Here is a 17,537-nt window from a genome sequence, read left to right on the forward strand (position 1 = left end):
CCCGGACGTCGCCGGACACCGTGCCCTTCAAACCCGCTGTGAGTCCGGACGGCATCGGGGGTCTCCTGCTCTCATCCGCGTATCTGTTGTGCGGCGACAGTATCGCCGGGATCATGATCGGGCGATTTCAGTTCAGTTACGTTATTTCACAAGTCAGCCCGCTGTACAGGCTAATTGGGAAGAACGCCGCCCCTCCGCGATCGCACCTCGCCCGCCGGCTTGACGATCACGCGTGGCGTTGAAGAACTTTCCACAGCTCAGACTACTTCTTCATCGCCCGTAACAGTAGTCACCAGAGCAACTTGCGTCATAACATCTCGCTAGATTTGCCTTATGGTAGCAATCCAAACCTTGGGCGACCACTGTCACTTTTGAGGCTTTTGTACGTTTTCTCGTTCTCACACTGCAGCCCTCACGAGCCTCGCGGCGCAAGCTCCGCCATTGAAACACGACCCACCACCACTCTAGGCTGGCGTACGGAAGGCTCGGGCCACGCCCCTCGGCGCCTCCCCCACCCGCGCGGGCCGTCCACCCCCGGAAGAACACCCGGAAACCCGCGACGCGACGTGGCCTCGCCAGGCGTCGGGGCCGGTCGCCCCACCCTCCCGAAGCTCTGACCACAAGCGGCCCACCGAACCCCCAAAAAGGGTCCTAAGCAGGACGTTCCATGTAGCCTTTCGTGCGAGTTGTCTCCAGGTCGCACGCAGGGGAGTTGCCTTGTCCGTCCACGCGGACGCCGGTCGGCGTCGCATCGAAGAACTTTTCCAGGAGCACGAGGCGCGCGTCTTCAAGCGCTGGCTTGAGATCGCCCGTTCCGCCACGAGCGGCAACACCGGCAACCATGCGGACCGCGGGGGGCTCGCCGAGCAGTTGCGCGAGCTCTACCAGGCGCTGCGCCGGTCGTTCGACGACTCCGGCGACCTCAGCGACCTGCGCGGCCTGCTCGCCGAACTCTCCCGGGACCGTGCCCGCCAGGGGTTCACCCCGACCGAGACCGCGATCGTGGTGTTCGGCCTGAAGGAGGCGCTCTACGAGATCGTCGAGGAGGACGGCTCCGCCGAGGCCGTGCGAGGTTTCATCTGGTTCTCCCGGGTAATCGACGACCTCGGGCTCTTCACCATCGAGAGCTACGCGACGGCCAGGGAGAAGATCATCATCGATCAGGCGGAGCAGTTGCTGGAGCTGTCCACCCCGGTGGTCAAGCTCTGGGACGGCATCGTCGCGGTGCCGCTGGTCGGCACACTCGACTCGGCCAGGACCCAGGTCGTCATGGAGAAACTGCTCCAGACGCTCGTCGACACCGGCTCCGAGCACGCGGTCATCGACATCACGGGGGTGCCGGCCGTCGACACCGAGGTCGCCCAGCACCTGCTCAAGACCGTGGTGGCCGCCCGGCTGATGGGCGCCGAGTGCGTGATCTCCGGCATCCGCCCGCAGATCGCCCACACCATCGTCACCCTCGGCATCGAGTTCGGCGACATCGTGACCAAGGCCACCCTCGCCGACGCGCTGGCCCACACGCTGCGGGCGAGCGGGGTCAGGGTCGTCAAGGGCAGCGAGTCCCGCATCGCCGTACGCACAGTGGAGGGTTGATGGATCGCGTCCCCATCCTCAAGCTCGGCGACATCCTGATCGTCTCCATCCAGATCGACCTGCAGGACATGAGCGTGCTCGCGCTCCAGGAGGACCTGTCGGAGAAGGTCGTCGAGACCGGCGCGCGAGGGGTGATCATCGACATCACCGCCGTGGAGATCGTCGACTCCTTCATCGGCCGGATGCTGGCCACCATCGCGGCGATCTCCCGCATGCTCGACGCCGAGACGATCGTCGTCGGCATGCGACCGGCGGTGGCGATCACCCTGGTCGAGCTCGGCCTCTCCCTCGGCGGCGTGCGCACCGCGCTCAACCTTGAGAAGGGCGTCGCGCTGCTGAACCAGATCGAAGGCTCCCGAAACTCCGCGGCCTCCCGGTGACGACTCCCAAGGAACTGCCCATCAACGTCAACGGCGACGTCGTGCTGGTCCGCCAGCACGTCAGGACCGTCGCCGTGAACGTGGGCCTGTCCCTGGTCGACCAGACGAAGGTGGTGACCGCGGCCAGCGAGCTCGCCCGCAACGCCCTGGTCTACGCGGGAGGCGGGCAGGTGCGGGTCGAGGTCGTCCACAAGGGCATGCGCCGGGGCCTGCGGATGGTCTTCAGCGACAGCGGCCCCGGCATCCCGGACATCGAGCAGGCGCTGACCGACGGATGGACCACCGGCGGCGGTCTGGGGCTCGGCCTCAGCGGCTCCCGCCGGCTGGTCGACGAGTTCGACCTGGAATCGACTCCCGGTGAGGGAACGTTGATCACGGTGACGAAATGGGCACGCTGATCCACTCCCAGCGCGACACCTGGGTACAGGCGGAGGACGCCAGCGCGATCGGCGCCCTCCGCCGTGCCGCCGTGACGCTCGCCGAGGCCAGGGGGTTCGGCGAGGAGGACACCGGGCGGGTCGCCGTCGCGGTGAGCGAGGCCGCGTCGAACCTGGTCAAGCACGCGACCGAGGGAGTCATGCTGATCCGCCCGCATCCGGAGCTGGACTCGGCGGTGGAGGTCCTCGCGATCGACCGGGGGCCGGGGATGCAGGACGTCTCCCGCGCCCTGCGCGACGGCTACTCCACGGCCGGCACGCTCGGCATCGGGCTGGGCGGCATCGCCCGGATGGCCAGCGGATACGAGGTTCACTCCATCCCCAGCCGGGGCACCGTGCTCGGCATGTACTTCGTCGCGCAGGGCGCCCCGCGGCCCCCGTCCCGGGTGAGCGGCCTGACCCGCCCGATCGGTGAGGAGAACGTCTGCGGCGACGCGTTCGTGATCACCGAGGAGGGTCCCACGACGACCGTGATGCTCTGCGACGGCCTCGGCCACGGCCCCGCCGCCGCCCAGGCCTCCCAGGAGGCGGTACGGCTGTTCCTGCGCCACGACGACCTCACGCCGGTCACCGCCCTGGAGCGCATCCACAAAGGGCTCGGTCACACCAGGGGCGGCGCGGTCGCCGTGGCCCGCGTCGACGGCGCGGCGGGCACGGTGAGCTTCGCCGGCCTCGGCAACGTCTCCGCGTGGATCGCCCACAACGACGGCCGCCAGGGGATGATCTCGGTCCCGGGCATCGCCGGGCACAAGGCCAGGAGCCTGCGCCAGTACGAGTACACCGTGCCGCCGCACAGCGTCGTCCTGCTCCACTCCGACGGCCTGACCGAACGCTGGGACATCACCTCCTACCCCGGGCTCGTCACGCGCCTGCCCTCCGTCGTCGCCGGCACGCTGCTGCGCGAGGCGGGGACCCGCAGGGACGACGCCAGCGTGGTCGCCGTCAGGCCGGGCACATGACCGGGGACGAGCTGACCCGGATCCGGGTCAGGGACGACCACGACGTCTTCGCCATGCGCAAGCTGGGCCGCGAGGTGGCGGAGAGCGTCGGGCTGGAGTCCCAGGACCAGATCCGGGTGGCCACCGCGCTCAGCGAGATCGGCAGGGAGCTCGTCGAGGCGGGGACCGACGCCTCCGTCGCCTTCCGGCTGGAGCGGGACGCCCTGCTCGTCGCGGTCGACTTCTCGGTGAGGGCCGACTTCCGCCCTTCGGACGGCGTGACGCTGGCGGGGCGTCTCGTCGACCTCATAGAGCTCGATCCCGCCGAGGGAAGAATAAGCATGGTCAAACGGCTCCCGCAGGGCCGCAAGCCGAGACTCTCGGCGGAGGAGATCCGCGCCAGGCTCGCCATGGCGGCGCCCACCACGGCCCTCGACGAGCTGCGCAGGCAGAACCGCGAGCTCGCCGAGACCCTGGAGGAGGTCCTGCAGCTCAACACCGAGCTGCAGGAGACCAACCAGGGAGTGCTGGCGCTCTACAACCAGCTCTCGGAGGAGCTGGAGGAGACCAACCGGGGCGTCGTGGCGCTCTACGCCGAGCTGGACGAGAAGTCCGCGCAGCTCCGGGCGGCGAGCGACGCGAAGAACAGGTTCTGGGCAACCGTCAGCCACGAGCTGCGCACCCCCCTCAACTCGGTCATCGGCCTGGTCCGTCTCCTGGTGGGCCCCGGCGGGGAGCCCCTGGCCGACGAGCAGCTCCACCAGATCAACCTCATCGGCTCCTCGGCGGAGACGCTCCTGTCGCTGGTGAGCGAGCTGCTCGACATGGCGAAGGCGGAGGCGGGCAGGCTCGACCCCCAGCCCTCCATGGTCGACCTGGTGGCCCTGGCCGAACGGCTGCGCATGACGCTGCGCCCCACCACCGGCAACGACGGGGTGCGGCTCACGGTGGAGATCTCGCAGGCGCCGCCGGAGATGCTGGTGGACGAGGTGATGCTCACCCGGATCCTGCGCAACCTGCTCTCCAACGGGCTGAAGTTCACCGAACACGGCGAGGTCAGGCTGGAGGCGAACCTCGACACGGCCACCCACGACCTGGTCTTCACCGTGACCGACACGGGGATAGGCGTGCCCGAGGAGCACCTGGAACGCGTCTTCGAGGAGTTCTTCCAGGTTCCCGGGCCGATCCAGGTGCGGAGCAAGGGGACCGGGCTCGGCCTGCCGTACGCCCGCAGGCTGGCGGAGGCGCTGGGCGGCGCGCTGCACCTGACCAGCGTCGCGGGGTCGGGCACCACGGCCACCCTGAGGCTGCCCTACCGGCACGACGGGGCCCCGGTGGTCGGCCGGTTGCTCGTCGTGGACGACGACGAGGAGTTCCGCGCCACCGTACGCCGGATGCTCACCGGGTTCGCCGCGCACATCGACGAGGCCTCCGACGGCCTGAGGGCGCTGGAGATGATGCGGGAGAACCCGCCCGACATCGCCCTGGTGGACCTGCTGATGCCCCGCCTCGACGGCACCGCGCTGATGCTGCGGATGGCCGACGACGAGCGGCTGCACCGGGTACCGGTGATCGTCGTGACCGTCGCCACGTCGCGCCAGGTCCCCGAGGGGGCGCACACGATGATCACCAAGCACGAGCTTCGCCGCGACACCCTGCTGGAGGCGATCGGAAGCGCCCTGGGACACGGCGATGGCTAAGACCGAGGCGACGGTGCTGGTCGTGGACGACACCCCGACCAAGCTGTACATCCTGTCGAGCTGGCTGCGGCGCTCGGGACACCAGGTCGTGCAGGCCACCGGGGGCATGGAGGCGCTCGTCAAGGTCAGGGAGCTCCGGCCGGACCTCGTCGTCCTGGACGTACGGCTGCCCGACATCAGCGGCTACGAGGTCTGCGAGCAGATCAAGGCCGACCCGGTGACGTCCTCCATCCCGGTCATCCAGATCTCCGGGGCGGCGATCACCCCGGCCGACCGGGCCCAGGGGCTCGAACGCGGGGCGGACGCCTATCTGGCGGAACCGGTCGAGCCGGACGAGTTCGCCGCGACGGTCGAGGCCACGCTGCGCTACTACCGCGCCCGGCAGCGGGCCGAGCTGATGGCCGAGCGGCTGGCCGCCCTCACCGAGGTCACGCTCTCGATGAACTCCGCCGAGACGTTCGACGAGCTCCTCGCCACGGCCGTCGAGGGGACCGCGCGGATCCTGGGGCGGCACGCGGGCACGCTCGCCCTGCCCCCCGACGGCCGGACCCGCAGGTTCGCCGCCACACCCCCGGAGAACGCCGCCGTCGCCAAGGTCGCGGCGCCGGGAACGCTGCCCAGGCTGAGCACGATCTCCCTGGGCGCCGCCACTGGCACCCAGGTCTTCACGGTGCCGGCCGCCGAGTGGACGAAGCTGATGCCCGACACGGCGCCCGGCGGCGACGTCTCGGGCGTGATCTGCCGCACCAAGCTGGGCAGGCCCCCCGTCTACCTCGGGGTGGTGCAGGTGCCGCCGCTCGACGCCGACGAGTCCAACGTGCTGCGCCAGCTCGGCCAGGCCCTCGCCCTCGCCGTGGACGCGCTGCGGGCGTACGTCGAGGAGCACGCGATCGCCCTCACCCTGCAGCGCAGCCTGCTGCCGGCGCGGCTCCCGGAGACCCCGGGGCTCACGATCAGCTGGCGGTACCAGCCCGCGGTCGACAACGTCGAGGTCGGCGGCGACTTCTACGAGGTCCTGCGGATGGGCCACCGGGTGCTCATCGCCATCGGCGACGTCCAGGGACACTCGCTGCTGGCCGCCACCGTCATGGCGGAGCTGCGCCACGCGCTGCGCGCCTCCGTCATCGGCACCTCGGACCTCGGCGCGTCGATGGCGCTGCTCAACGAGGTGCTGCGGCGTTACCACCCCGGCATGACCGCCACCGTGTGCCTGCTCCTGATCGACCCGGTGACCGGGGAGATGGAGGTCGCGAACGCGGGGCACATCCCGCTCCTCCTCGTCACGGACGGCCACGCCCGCTACCACCGGCTGGGCAACCTCCTGCTGGGGGTGGCCGAGGAGACCTACCGGGTCGACCGGGTGAACGTCCCCGAGGGAAGCTCGGTGCTGATGTTCACCGACGGGCTCATCGAGGACCGCGACAAGCTGCTCGACGAGAGCCTGGAGATCGTACGGCACCTGGCGGAGGGCGTGGAGGAGGACCTGGAGGTCTTCTGCGACCGGCTGATCGAGAGGTTCGGCGCCAGGGAGGACGACGTGGCGCTGGTGATGTTCCGCCGCGAGAAGCGTCCCTGACCTCCCGGGAGCCGTACCGCCCCGAAGGGAGCGGTACGGCCGGTGGGACGGGTCAGGCGACGATCTCGACCGGTTTGGCGGTCTTCTCCAGCTCGGCGAAGAGGCCGGGCAGGACCCTGGCGTGCAGGACCGTGCCGTCCCCGGTGTGCTCGACGCCGAGGACCTCGCCCTCCTTGTGCGCCCTGGAGATCAGGTCGCCGCGCTCGTACGGCACGAGGAGCCTGACCTCCTGGTCGAAGCGGGGCAGCTCCCGCTCGATCACGGCCCTCAGCTCGTCGAGCCCGGCGCCGGTGCGGGCCGAGACCACGACGGTGTGCTTCTCCTTCGCGGCCAGCTGGGCCAGCACCACCGGGTCGGCGGCGTCGGCCTTGTTGATGACCACGATCTCGGGGATGTCGCCGGCGCCCTCGATGTCGCCGATCACCTCGCGCACCGCGGCGAGCTGCGACTCGGGGTCGGGGTGCGAGCCGTCGACCACGTGCAGGATCAGGTCGGCGTCGCCGACCTCCTCCAGCGTGGAGCGGAACGCCTCGACAAGCTGGTGCGGCAGGTGCCGGACGAATCCGACGGTGTCGGCCAGCGTGAACAGGCGGCCGTCGGGCGTGTGCGCCCTGCGGACCGTCGGGTCGAGCGTGGCGAACAGGGAGTCCTCGACCAGCACCCCCGCGCCGGTCAGCCGGTTCAGCAGCGAGGACTTGCCGGCGTTGGTGTATCCGGCGATGGCCACGGCGGGGACCTCGCGCTGCAGGCGCCGCGAGCGCTTGGTCTCGCGGGCGGTGGTCATCTCGCCGATCTGGCGGCGCAGCTTGGCCATCCGCTCGCGGATCCGGCGGCGGTCCAGCTCGATCTTGGTCTCACCGGGACCACGGCCGCCCATGCCGACGCCGCCCGCGGCGCGTCCGCCGACCTGACGGGACAGGTTGCCACCCCAGCCTCGCAGGCGCGGCAGCAGGTAGTTGAGCTGCGCGAGCTCGACCTGCGCCTTGCCCTCGCGGCTCTTGGCGTGCTGGGCGAAGATGTCGAGGATCAGCATGGTCCGGTCGATGACCTTGACCTTGACGACCTCCTCGAGCTGGCGGAGCTGGCCGGGGCTCAGCTCCCCGTCGCACACCACGGTGTCGGCACCGGTGGCGGAGACGATGTCGGCGAGCTCCTGCGCCTTGCCGGAACCGATGTAGGTCGCGGTGTCGGGCTTCTGGCGGCGCTGGATCAGCCCCTCCAGGACTTCCGAACCCGCGGTCTCGGCGAGGAGCTTCAGCTCCAGGAGGGAGTTTTCGGCGTCGATCGCCGTACCGGAGGTCCAGACGCCGACCAGGACGACCCGCTCAAGCCGCAGCTGGCGGTATTCGACCTCGGTGACGTCTTCCAGCTCCGTGGAGAGGCCCGCCACCCGGCGGAGTGCCTGGCGCTCGGCCAGGTCCATCTCGCCGTTGTCGAGCAGGTCGTCGAATCGGTCGATGTCCAGCGGCTCACGAGTGTCTATGTCGTCGCTCCATTCAGATGGTTGGTGCGTGTGCGTTCTTCTCATAGTTCTTCTCATATGAGTGAACGCCCGAACACCCCGGGTCTCTTCCCCTCGATGGTGCCACGGGAACCCCTGCGCCATCACCTGGTTATCACCACTTCGTCCCGGCCGCCACCGAGGCGGCGGGGACGGGCGGGGCTCAGGGAAGCAGGACCTCGGCGTCGCCGGAGCCGGTCCTCACCGTGACCTTGCGGGGCGAGGAGGGATCCTTGGTCACCTCCACGTTCTCCTCCCCGGAGCCGGTCTCGGCGGTGACGTCGTAGCCGCCCTTGGGAAGGTAGGCGACGACGTCGCCGGAGCCGGTCTCCAGCCGCACCCCCTCGGGCACGGCGGAGAACCTCGCCTCGATGTCGCCGGAGCCGGTGTCGGCGACGAAGCGCTTGGAGGTCAGGCTGCCGGCCTCGATGTCGCCGGAGCCGCTCACGGCGTTCACCTCCCCGGTCAGCCCGCGCAGCGTGATGGTGCCCGAGCCGGTGTCGAGCTTGGCGGTGAGGCCCGGCGGGATCTCGACCTTGTAGTCGACCGAGCAGTTTCCCCCGTCGCAGCCGTCGCGCAGGGTGAGCGTGCCGCCGTCCACCGGGTGCTCGGTGGCGGGCCTCTTCCCGCGCCAGTGGATGGTCTCGGTCACGCGGACGCCCGGCCGGTTCGACTCGGTGACCACGATGTCGCCCGAGCCGGTGGCGGCGTCCAGGGCCGTCAGCTTGCCGGGGACGTCGTAGGAGACGACCTCCTGCTGCCGGTCGCGGAAGTCGAGGGCGAGGTTGCCGCACCCCGAGAGCATGAACACCGATCCAAGGACCGCCCCGGCGACGACCATGTTCTTCTTCATGCGCTCAATCCTCGATTTCCCGGGAAGTCTTCGCTTCCCGACATACGACCGGTCCATCTTCTCCCCCCGCGGAGGGCGCTGATCTCACTGTGGCCGAGTACGCCCCCCGGATCATCGGGGAACCCCCGGAGCGACCCCTGAGGGGGACCCTGCCTTTGACCGGTAACCGGCCCTCAAGTAGCGTCGATTCCACAATTCAGAATTACTTTTCCACGATATGGAAACCTGCGAGGAAATGAGGACCCATGGACGGCGTTGAGATCGGCGGCCCCATCCAGGACCGCTTCGACGAGATCCTCACGCCGGAGGCACTGGCCTTCGTGGCCACCCTCCAGCGCGAGTTCGACGGCCGGCGCCTGGAGCTGCTGGAGGCCCGGCAGGTCCGCCAGGCGGAGCTGTCGGCGGGCGGCACCCTCGACTTCCTGCCCGAGACCCGGCACGTGCGCGAGTCCGAGTGGCGCGTCGCCCCGCCCGCGCCCGGCCTGGTGGACCGCCGCGTGGAGATCACCGGCCCCGTCGACCGGAAGATGACGATCAACGCGCTGAACTCGGGCGCCAAGGTCTGGCTGGCGGACTTCGAGGATGCCAACGCTCCCACCTGGGAGAACACCATCAACGGCCAGCTCAACCTGCGCGACGCGCTCGACAGGACCCTCGACTTCTCCGCCGGGGAGAAGAGCTACGCCCTCAAGCCGGACACCGAGCTCGCCACCGTCGTGGTCCGGCCCCGCGGATGGCACCTGGACGAGAAGCACCTCACCCTCGACGGCGGCCCGTTCTCCGCCTCCCTGGTCGACTTCGGCCTCTACTTCTTCCACTCGGCGCAGCGGCAGATGGCCAAGGGCAAGGGCCCGTACTTCTACCTGCCGAAGATCGAGTCGCACCTGGAGGCCCGCCTCTGGAACGACGTCTTCGTCAGGGCCCAGGAGCTGCTCGGCATCCCCCACGGGACGATCCGGGCGACGGTGCTCATCGAGACCTACCCGGCCGCGTTCGAGATGGACGAGATCCTCTACGAGCTGCGCGACCACTCCGCGGGCCTCAACGCCGGTCGCTGGGACTACCTCTTCAGCGTGATCAAGAAGTTCCGTACCCGGGGCCGTGAGTTCCTGCTGCCCGAGCGCAACGCCGTGACGATGACCGCCCCGTTCATGCGCGCCTACACCGAGCTGCTGGTCCGCACCTGCCACCGGCGCGGGGCCCACGCGATCGGCGGGATGGCCGCGTTCATCCCCTCCCGCCGCGACCCCGAGGTGAACAAGGTCGCCCTGGAGAAGGTCACCGCCGACAAGACCCGCGAGTCCGGCGACGGTTTCGACGGCTCGTGGGTGGCCCACCCCGACCTCGTGCCGATCTGCCGCGACGTCTTCGACGCCGTCCTCGACGACCGGCCGAACCAGCTCCACCTGCTGCGTGAGGACGTCTCCGTCTCCGCCGCCGACCTGCTCGCGGTCTCCAAGACCCCCGGCGACATCACCGAGGCGGGGCTGCGCAACAACGTGGACGTGGCGCTGCGCTACCTGGCCGCCTGGATGGGCGGGCTGGGCGCGGTGGCGATCCACAACCTGATGGAGGACGCGGCGACCGCCGAGATCTCCCGTTCCCAGATCTGGCAGTGGATCCACAACGGCATCGAGCTCGCCGACACCGGGGCGGTGGTGACGAGGGAGCTGGTCGAGAAGATCATCGACGAGGAGCTCGCCAAGATCGGGGCGGAGCCCGGCTACGACGAGGCCCGCTACCGTCAGGCCACCGCCCTGTTCAAGGAGGTCGCCCTGGACGACGACTTCGCGGAGTTCCTTACCCTCCCGGCCTATGCGCGTATGCCGTGACATGACCATTTCGACGGTGCGGAATCCTCATCCCCCGGCGGGGATTCCTCACTCCGGGCGGTTACCGGGGACGGGTGCGTCCGGCGGGCCCAGTGGATACTTTGCGTGCATGAGCGATGACAGGAACGGCGAAGGAGCCGATAAGAGCGGGTACGCGGCGCTGCTCGACGCCGTCAAGCGCGAGATCATCGGCAGCAGGGGGCGGGTGGCGCTGCTCACCACCGACACCGAGCTGATCCGGCAGTACTGGCGGATCGGCCGCCACATCCTCGACCGGCAGCCGGACGACGACTGGGGCAGGAAGGCGGTGCCCCGGCTCTCGGCCGACCTGCGCGGCGCGTTCCCCGAGGCGATGGGCTATTCACGGACCAACCTCCTCTACATGAGGGCCTTCGCGGCGGCCTGGCCCGACTCCATCCCGCAGACGGGGCGGCCGATTCCCTGGGGTCACCACATCGTCCTGCTGGATATGCTGGACAGCAGGGCGACCAGGGAGTTCTACGCGCGCAAGACCGCCGACGAGGGATGGGCCCGAGGCGTCCTGATCACAATGATCAAGGGCCGGCTCCACCTTCGCATCCGCCACTCCTCACCGGGTCCCGCCCGCACACCGCCCTCCCCCGACTGCCGCGCCCCGCAGCGGGCGGGCGGGGAGCCGCGCTTCGCCGGTCTCGTGGACGAGGGCCCCAGGCACGGCAGGAACGCCGGCGCCGCCGCGCTGAGCGAGAATTCGAGACGAGCATGACGAGAGTCGAGAGTGACGAGACGACGAGGATGACGAGATGACGTCCTCGATCGGCCGATGGAGGCGCGGCTCCTGGCCACCGGGCACGCCGGAGGAGGAACGATGTCGACGAAGACCCTGGACGAGCCGGCCCGCAGGTTCGAGGAGCTCCTCGGCCCCGGGTCGGTCATCACCGATCCCGTACGGCTGCGCACCTACGAGTGCGACGGGCTGACCCACCACCGGGTCACCCCGGGCGTCGTGGTGCTGCCCGAGAGCGCCGAGCAGGTCGCGGCCGTGGTGCGGATCTGCAACGAGTACGGCCTGCCGTTCGTGGCCAGGGGCGCCGGGACGGGGCTGTCGGGCGGCGCCCTGCCACGGGCCGACGGGGTGCTGGTCGTGACCTCCAAGATGCGGCGGATCCTCTCCGTCGACCTGCCGAACCGGCGGGCGACCGTGGAGCCCGGGGTCACCAACCTGGCGATCACCGAGGCCGTCCGCGACCTGGGCCGCTACTACGCGCCCGACCCCTCCAGCCAGCAGGTCTGCACGATCGGCGGCAACGTGGCCGAGAACTCGGGCGGCGCGCACTGCCTGAAGTACGGCTTCACCGTCAACCACGTGGTCGGCCTGGAGATCGTCACCCCCGACGGCGACATCGTCGAGCTCTCGGACACCGACCCCGGCTACGACCTGCTGGGCGCGTTCGTCGGCTCGGAGGGCACCCTCGGCATCGCGACCAAGGTCGTCGTACGGCTGAGCAGGCTGCCCGAGGCCGTCACGACGCTGCTCGCGGCGTTCGAGGACATCGAGCGGGGCGGGCAGGCGGTGTCGGCGATCATCGGCGGCGGCATCGTGCCCGCCGCGATCGAGATGATGGACGCCCTCGCCGTCGAGGCGGCCGAGGCGGCCGTGGCGTGCGCCTACCCCGAGGGCGCGGGGGCGGTGCTCATCGTGGAGCTGGACGGCCCCGCCGAGGAGGTCGCGCACCAGTTCGGCGAGGTGACGCGGATCTGCCGGGAGAGCGGCGCGTTCGAGATACGGGTCGCCGACGACCCGGCGGAGCGGGCCGCGATCTGGCGGGGCCGCAAGTCGGCGTTCGCCGCGGTGGGCCGGATCAGCCCCGCCTACATCGTCCAGGACGGCGTCGTCCCCAGGACCGCGCTGCCCGGGGTGCTGGCGAGCATCGACGCCCTCTCCCGCGAGTACGGCATCAGGGTGGCGAACGTCTTCCACGCCGGTGACGGCAACCTGCACCCGCTGGTGCTGTTCGACGACGCGGAGCCGGGCGCGGGCGAGCGGGCGGAGATCGTCTCGGGGAGGATCCTCGACCTGTGCGTCGAGCACGGCGGTTCCATCACCGGCGAGCACGGCGTCGGCGTGGACAAGTCACGATATATGCCGAAAATGTTCTCGGACGACGATCTCAACACCATGCAGCTGGTGCGCTGCGCCTTCGACCCCCGTGGCCTGTCGAACCCGGGCAAGATCTTCCCGACCCCCCGGCTGTGCGGCGAGGTCCCCGGGGTCCGCAAGGGCGTGCACCCGCTGGTCGAGTCGGGACAGGCGGAGCACTTCTGATGGGAGCCCCTGTGGAAGCACCTTTGGAAGCGCTGCGCGAGACGGGCGTGACGATCCGGGAGGCGACCCCCGACGACGCGGTGGGCGGGGTCCCGCCCCGCTGGGTGGCCCTGCCCGAGGACACCGGGGAGGTCGCCGCGCTGATGCGCGTCTCGGCGGCGCACGACCTGGCCGTGGTCCCGGTGGGAGACGGCACCAAGCTCGGCTGGGGAAATCCCCCCGAACGGTGCGACCTGCTGATCGACACCTGCTGCCTGCTCCTCGGGAGCGGATCGGCGGTCGAGCACTCCGCGGGCGACCTCGTGGCACGGACCTCCGCTGGGCTCCCCCTCGACGTTCTCGGCACCACGCTCTCGCGGTCGCGGCAGGAACTCGCCCTGGACACCCCCCTGGGCTCCGGCACGGTCGGCGGCACGCTCGCCACCGCGGTCGCCGGACCCCGCAGGTTCCGCTACGGCACCGCCCGCGACCTGCTGATCGGCATCACGGTCGTGCTGGCCGACGGCACGATCGCCACCTCGGGCGGCAACGTCGTCAAGAACGTCGCGGGCTACGACCTGGGCAAACTCTTCACCGGCTCGTACGGCACGCTCGGCGTCATCACCGAGGCCACCTTCCGCCTGCACCCGATCCCCGCCGCCCGCCGATGGGTCACCGTGGATCCGCCCGCCTCCGCCGGGCCGGGCTCCCCCACGGCGCAGGCCGCGCTGGCCGCACTGGACGCGCTGGTCACCGAGCTGGCGGCCTCGCAGGCCGAGCCGGGCGCCATCGAGCTGGAGTGGCCGGACCTCACCGGCGGGCCCACCGTGTCCGCGCTCGTCGAGGGCGTGGCGGCCGACGCGCGGGCGGAGGCCGTCCGCAAGTCGATGGACGAGTACGGGAGCGCGCGGATCACCACCGAGGCGCCCGCCTGGTGGGCGGCGCCGCCCGGCGAGGAGGTGCTGCTGGAGGTGCGGGTCCCGCCCTCCGCCGCGCACCCGGCGCTGCGCGCGATCGCCGCCCGCGGGCTGCCCGCGCACGTGCGCGGGTCGGTGGCCTCCGCGGTCCTGCTGGTCGCGTTGCCCGCGGACGTCGGCGAGGCGGAGTTCTCCGGGTTCGTGACGGGCGTGCGCGACGACCTCCGGCGGCTCGGCGGCGGCCTCACGGTGCTCGCCGCGCCACCCGCCCTCGCCCGAGGGATCGACCGCTGGGGCCCGTCGGCCGCCCTGCCGCTGATGCGACGGATCAAGGAACGGTTCGACCCCGGCCGCAGGATGTCCCCCGGCCGGTTCGCGGGAGGGATCTGACATGGACCCTGAGCTGATCAACGACTGCGTGCACTGCGGGTTCTGCCTGCCCTCGTGCCCGACGTACGTCCTGTGGGGCGAGGAGATGGACTCCCCGCGCGGCCGGATCCACCTGATGAAACAGCACGTCGAGGGCACGCCGCTGACGCCGGAGATGGCCGGGCACTTCGACGCGTGCCTGGGGTGCATGGCGTGCGTGACCGCCTGCCCGTCCGGGGTGAGGTACGACCGGCTGATCGAGCAGACCCGGGCCGAGGTGGAACGGGTGCACGTGAGGGAGCCGGACGACAGGGCGCTGCGGGCGCTCGTCTTCCAGCTGTTCCCCTATCCCCGGCGGCTGCGGGCGATGCGGCTGCCGCTGCGGCTCAGTGCCGGGCTGCGCCGCGCGGTCGCGCCAAGGCTGGAGCGGATCAACCCGTCCCTGGCGGCGATGGCCGACCTCGCTCCCCCGTCCGCCACCAGGCTGCGGCTGCCCCGGAGGGTCGCGGCCCGGGGGCCGCGCAGGGCCACGGTCGGGATGCTCACCGGCTGCGTGCAGGGGGAGTTCTTCCCGCAGGTCAACGAGGCCACCGCCCGGGTGCTCGCGATGGAGGGCTGCGACGTGGTGATCCCGCCCTCCCAGGGCTGCTGCGGGGCGCTGTCGCTGCACTCCGGCCAGGAGGGGCAGGCCCTGCGGTTCGCGAAGCGGACGATCGCCACCTTCGAGCGGGCGGGCGTCGACACGATCGTGGTCAACGCCGCCGGGTGCGGGTCGACGATGAAGGACTACGCGGAGATCCTGGAGGCCGAGGGCGGCGAATGGGTCGAAAGGGCACGGGCGATCAGGACCGTCGACCTGGCGGAGTATCTCGTCGCGCTCGGCCCGGCGGCCGAGCGGCACCCGCTGCCGCTCACCGTGGCCTACCACGACGCCTGCCACCTGGCCCACGCCCAGGGGATACGGTCGGAACCCCGCAAACTCCTGGACGGCGTGCCCGGCCTGGAGGTCAGGGAGATCGCCGAGTCCTCGATCTGCTGTGGCTCTGCGGGGACCTACAACCTGTTCCAGCCGGAGGCCGCGAGGGACCTCGGTGACCGCAAGGCGGAGCGGGTGCTCGCCACCGGCGCCGACCTGCTGGTCTCTGCCAACCCCGGCTGCACCATGCAGATCGCCTCGGCGATCCGCCGCCGGGGCGCCGAACCGATCCCCGTCGCGCACACGGCCCAGGTTCTCGACGCCTCACTGCGCGGACTCGCGAGGGTGCCGTGAGCCCGGGTTCTGTGGGCGGGGGCCCTGTGAGTGGGGGTTCCCTGAATGGCCCGCCCGGCCGGTGCGGGACGCGCCCGGATCCGGGACCGTCCGGCGAGGGGGGCGCATGAACGCGGTGCAGTCGGTCGACCGGGCGCTGGACGTGCTGGAGGCGCTGGCCGAGCGGGGCGGGGAGGCGGGCCTCTCGGAGATCGCCGCCAGGACCGGCCTGCCGTACGGGACGATCCACCGGTTGCTGCGCACGCTGCTCGCCCGGGGCTACGTACGCCAGGAGTCCGATCGCCGCTACGCCCTGGGGGGCGCGCTGGTGCGGCTCGGCGGGGTGGCCGAGCGCATGGTGGGCGTGTGGGCGCAGCCGTACCTGACGAGGATGGTCGAGCTGTCCGGTGAGACGGCCAACCTGGCGGTGCTGGAGGGTGACTTCGTGGTCTACGTCGCCCAGGTGCCCTCGCCGAGGCGGCTGCGGATGTTCGCGGAGGTCGGCAGGCGGGTGCTCCCGCACAGCACGGCCGTGGGGAAGGTCCTGATGGCCGACAGGGCGGACACCGAGGTGGCGTCGCTGGTCGAGCGGACCGGGATGCCCCGCAGGACCGCCAACACGATCACCGACCTGCCCGGGATGCTCGCCGAGCTGGAGCGGGTGCGGGAACACGGGTACGCGATGGACCTGGGCGAGGAGGAGCTGGGCGTGCACTGCCTGGCGGTGGGCGTACGGGACGGGGCCCGGACGATCGCCGCCCTGTCGGTGTCCGGACCGGCCGAGCGCATCACCGCGCTCGACCGGCGGGACCTCGCCGAGGGCATGCGCAGGATCGCGCACGACTTCGGCGCCGAGCTGGGCCCGATCATGCCCGCCAGGGCGGACGGCACCTCGTGAACCGGCCGCCGCCCTGACGGGAATGGCATGCGGGACGCCGAGACCTCCGGCCGTCCGGGTCAGCGGCCGGGAGGGGTGATGTTGAGGTTGCTGCCCTGCGGTACCGGGACCACGCTGACCTGCCCCTTCTGGATGGCCTGCCAGAGCACGGCGCCCTGCGGGCCGAGGACCTTGACGAGGTCCTTGATCGATTCGATCTCGGTGCGGACCTTGGCGTTGCGCTGGGTCTGCGCGATGTTCTCCGCCTTGGCCGCCTGCTCCGAGGCGAGGGCGGCGACCAGGGCCTCCGGCGGCTCGGGCTTCTGGATGGTCAGGGAGATGTCACCGCACTGCCCGCTGCCCCCGTAGTTCTGGTTGCAGAAGTAGTCGCCCCCGGCCGTCGCCTTGATGAACTCCCTGGCGAGCTGGCCGACCCGTGCCTCCCACGCCTGCTTCACCTTCGGGTCGTTGAACAGCCCCCGCCACTCGAACTCCTGCGAGGCGGCGTCCATGGCGCGGTCCAGCGGCACGCGCATGTAGATGTTGAGCATCCGCCGCCAGCCGTCGGACGACTCGCCCTCCTCGTAGTAGGCGCGGAACTTCAGCCCGATCTTCTCGTGGAACTGCTGGAGCGTCCTGCAGTCGGTGTTCAGCGTGAACGTCGCCACCCCGGACACCGTCATCTCCACGTTGTCCTTGGAGACCACGGACAGCGGCTTGGACTCGGCGTCGTCCGCCCCGGAGAAGTCGAAGGTCCGCTGGCCGAACGGGTAGGAGTATCCGTTGTCGCCGGGGCCGAGGAGCGTGGCGCCGCTGGAGGGGTTGATGCACTTCTCGAACTTGATGGCCTCCAGGACACCGCCCGCGTAGTGCAGGACCACCTCGTCGGGCTGGGTGCTCACCCGCGAGCACGCGCTGAGGGCGAACCCGGAGACCACCAGCAGGGCGACCGCGAGGAGGAACCCCTTCAGCAACAGCCGCCTGCCGCCCCCGGCCTTCTGAGCGCTCATCATCTCTCCCTTTCGCACCCG

Annotated in this window: 15 protein-coding genes; 12 read left to right on the top strand and 3 right to left on the bottom strand. The window is 70.8% G+C overall.

What is annotated here, in order from left to right; genetic code table 11:
• Positions 1-717: 717 nt before the first annotated feature.
• Genes ACW9TB_RS22525 through ACW9TB_RS22550 form a run of 6 tightly spaced genes read left to right on the top strand, consistent with a single transcriptional unit; the run spans position 718 to position 6,624 of the window.
• Complete coding sequence (locus ACW9TB_RS22525; RefSeq protein WP_472750013.1) at positions 718-1,593, top strand: STAS domain-containing protein; 876 nt, start codon at positions 718-720, stop codon at positions 1,591-1,593.
• A complete protein-coding gene (locus tag ACW9TB_RS22530; protein ID WP_472750014.1) occupies positions 1,593-1,973 on the top strand; it encodes an STAS domain-containing protein in 381 nt (126 codons plus the stop codon). Before ACW9TB_RS22525 ends, ACW9TB_RS22530 begins: the two co-directional genes overlap by 1 nt.
• Entirely contained in the window at positions 1,970-2,371 is a 402-nt protein-coding gene (locus ACW9TB_RS22535; protein WP_472750015.1) for an anti-sigma regulatory factor, read from the top strand. The genes ACW9TB_RS22530 and ACW9TB_RS22535 overlap by 4 nt, the downstream gene beginning before the upstream one ends.
• Complete coding sequence (locus tag ACW9TB_RS22540) at positions 2,359-3,369, top strand: ATP-binding protein (protein ID WP_472750016.1); 1,011 nt, start codon at positions 2,359-2,361, stop codon at positions 3,367-3,369. The genes ACW9TB_RS22535 and ACW9TB_RS22540 overlap by 13 nt, the downstream gene beginning before the upstream one ends.
• Positions 3,366-5,048, top strand: coding sequence for an ATP-binding response regulator (locus tag ACW9TB_RS22545; protein WP_472750017.1), 1,683 nt, complete (start codon positions 3,366-3,368; stop codon positions 5,046-5,048). Before ACW9TB_RS22540 ends, ACW9TB_RS22545 begins: the two co-directional genes overlap by 4 nt.
• Positions 5,041-6,624 (top strand): SpoIIE family protein phosphatase, encoded by a 1,584-nt coding sequence (locus tag ACW9TB_RS22550; protein ID WP_472750018.1) that lies wholly within the window; start codon positions 5,041-5,043, stop codon positions 6,622-6,624. The genes ACW9TB_RS22545 and ACW9TB_RS22550 overlap by 8 nt, the downstream gene beginning before the upstream one ends.
• 52 nt (positions 6,625-6,676) lie before the next feature.
• Here the strand turns inward: ACW9TB_RS22550 and hflX are convergent, their stop codons facing one another.
• Together hflX and ACW9TB_RS22560 are read right to left on the bottom strand one after the other, a co-directional pair.
• A complete protein-coding gene (gene hflX, locus ACW9TB_RS22555; protein WP_472750055.1) occupies positions 6,677-8,047 on the bottom strand; it encodes a GTPase HflX in 1,371 nt (456 codons plus the stop codon).
• A 241-nt stretch (positions 8,048-8,288) separates the two neighbouring features.
• A complete protein-coding gene (locus ACW9TB_RS22560) occupies positions 8,289-8,978 on the bottom strand; it encodes a DUF4097 family beta strand repeat-containing protein (RefSeq protein WP_472750019.1) in 690 nt (229 codons plus the stop codon).
• A gap of 245 nt (positions 8,979-9,223) precedes the next feature.
• Here ACW9TB_RS22560 and aceB point away from each other — a divergent pair, with 245 nt between their 5' ends.
• The 6 genes from aceB to ACW9TB_RS22590 all read left to right on the top strand — a co-directional run bounded on the left by aceB (position 9,224) and on the right by ACW9TB_RS22590 (position 16,527).
• Complete coding sequence (aceB, locus tag ACW9TB_RS22565) at positions 9,224-10,810, top strand: malate synthase A (protein ID WP_472750020.1); 1,587 nt, start codon at positions 9,224-9,226, stop codon at positions 10,808-10,810.
• A 109-nt stretch (positions 10,811-10,919) separates the two neighbouring features.
• The gene (locus ACW9TB_RS22570; protein ID WP_472750021.1) at positions 10,920-11,555 is read left to right on the top strand and encodes a DUF1016 N-terminal domain-containing protein; all 636 of its coding nucleotides are present in this window, start codon (positions 10,920-10,922) and stop codon (positions 11,553-11,555) included.
• A gap of 102 nt (positions 11,556-11,657) precedes the next feature.
• The gene (locus ACW9TB_RS22575) at positions 11,658-13,115 is read left to right on the top strand and encodes an FAD-binding oxidoreductase (protein ID WP_472750022.1); all 1,458 of its coding nucleotides are present in this window, start codon (positions 11,658-11,660) and stop codon (positions 13,113-13,115) included.
• Between the two features lie 11 nt (positions 13,116-13,126).
• Positions 13,127-14,401 carry an FAD-binding oxidoreductase gene (locus tag ACW9TB_RS22580; protein WP_472750023.1) on the top strand — a complete coding sequence of 425 codons (1,275 nt, stop codon included), beginning with the start codon at positions 13,127-13,129 and terminating at the stop codon, positions 14,399-14,401.
• A 1-nt stretch (position 14,402) separates the two neighbouring features.
• Positions 14,403-15,650 carry a (Fe-S)-binding protein gene (locus ACW9TB_RS22585; protein WP_472750024.1) on the top strand — a complete coding sequence of 416 codons (1,248 nt, stop codon included), beginning with the start codon at positions 14,403-14,405 and terminating at the stop codon, positions 15,648-15,650.
• A 106-nt stretch (positions 15,651-15,756) separates the two neighbouring features.
• Positions 15,757-16,527, top strand: coding sequence for an IclR family transcriptional regulator (locus ACW9TB_RS22590; RefSeq protein WP_472750025.1), 771 nt, complete (start codon positions 15,757-15,759; stop codon positions 16,525-16,527).
• A gap of 59 nt (positions 16,528-16,586) precedes the next feature.
• On the opposite strand, the gene ACW9TB_RS22595 is transcribed toward ACW9TB_RS22590, so the two are convergent.
• Complete coding sequence (locus ACW9TB_RS22595) at positions 16,587-17,516, bottom strand: SPFH domain-containing protein (RefSeq protein ID WP_472750026.1); 930 nt, start codon at positions 17,514-17,516, stop codon at positions 16,587-16,589.
• Between the last annotated feature and the right edge of the window lie 21 nt (positions 17,517-17,537).

Source organism: Streptosporangium sp. H13245 (assembly GCF_055690525.1).

What these genes read in the sequence shown, in the direction of transcription:
- ACW9TB_RS22530 (WP_472750014.1), top strand. Translation starts at nt 1,593, where the DNA reads ATGGATCGCGTCCCCATCCTCAAGCTCGGCGACATCCTGATCGTCTCC.
- ACW9TB_RS22540 (WP_472750016.1), top strand. Translation starts at nt 2,359, where the DNA reads ATGGGCACGCTGATCCACTCCCAGCGCGACACCTGGGTACAGGCGGAG.
- ACW9TB_RS22545 (WP_472750017.1), top strand. Translation starts at nt 3,366, where the DNA reads ATGACCGGGGACGAGCTGACCCGGATCCGGGTCAGGGACGACCACGAC.
- ACW9TB_RS22550 (WP_472750018.1), top strand. Translation starts at nt 5,041, where the DNA reads ATGGCTAAGACCGAGGCGACGGTGCTGGTCGTGGACGACACCCCGACC.
- hflX (WP_472750055.1), bottom strand. Translation starts at nt 8,047, where the DNA reads ATGGACCTGGCCGAGCGCCAGGCACTCCGCCGGGTGGCGGGCCTCTCC.
- ACW9TB_RS22560 (WP_472750019.1), bottom strand. Translation starts at nt 8,978, where the DNA reads ATGAAGAAGAACATGGTCGTCGCCGGGGCGGTCCTTGGATCGGTGTTC.
- aceB (WP_472750020.1), top strand. Translation starts at nt 9,224, where the DNA reads ATGGACGGCGTTGAGATCGGCGGCCCCATCCAGGACCGCTTCGACGAG.
- ACW9TB_RS22570 (WP_472750021.1), top strand. Translation starts at nt 10,920, where the DNA reads ATGAGCGATGACAGGAACGGCGAAGGAGCCGATAAGAGCGGGTACGCG.
- ACW9TB_RS22575 (WP_472750022.1), top strand. Translation starts at nt 11,658, where the DNA reads ATGTCGACGAAGACCCTGGACGAGCCGGCCCGCAGGTTCGAGGAGCTC.
- ACW9TB_RS22585 (WP_472750024.1), top strand. Translation starts at nt 14,403, where the DNA reads ATGGACCCTGAGCTGATCAACGACTGCGTGCACTGCGGGTTCTGCCTG.
- ACW9TB_RS22590 (WP_472750025.1), top strand. Translation starts at nt 15,757, where the DNA reads ATGAACGCGGTGCAGTCGGTCGACCGGGCGCTGGACGTGCTGGAGGCG.
- ACW9TB_RS22595 (WP_472750026.1), bottom strand. Translation starts at nt 17,516, where the DNA reads ATGAGCGCTCAGAAGGCCGGGGGCGGCAGGCGGCTGTTGCTGAAGGGG.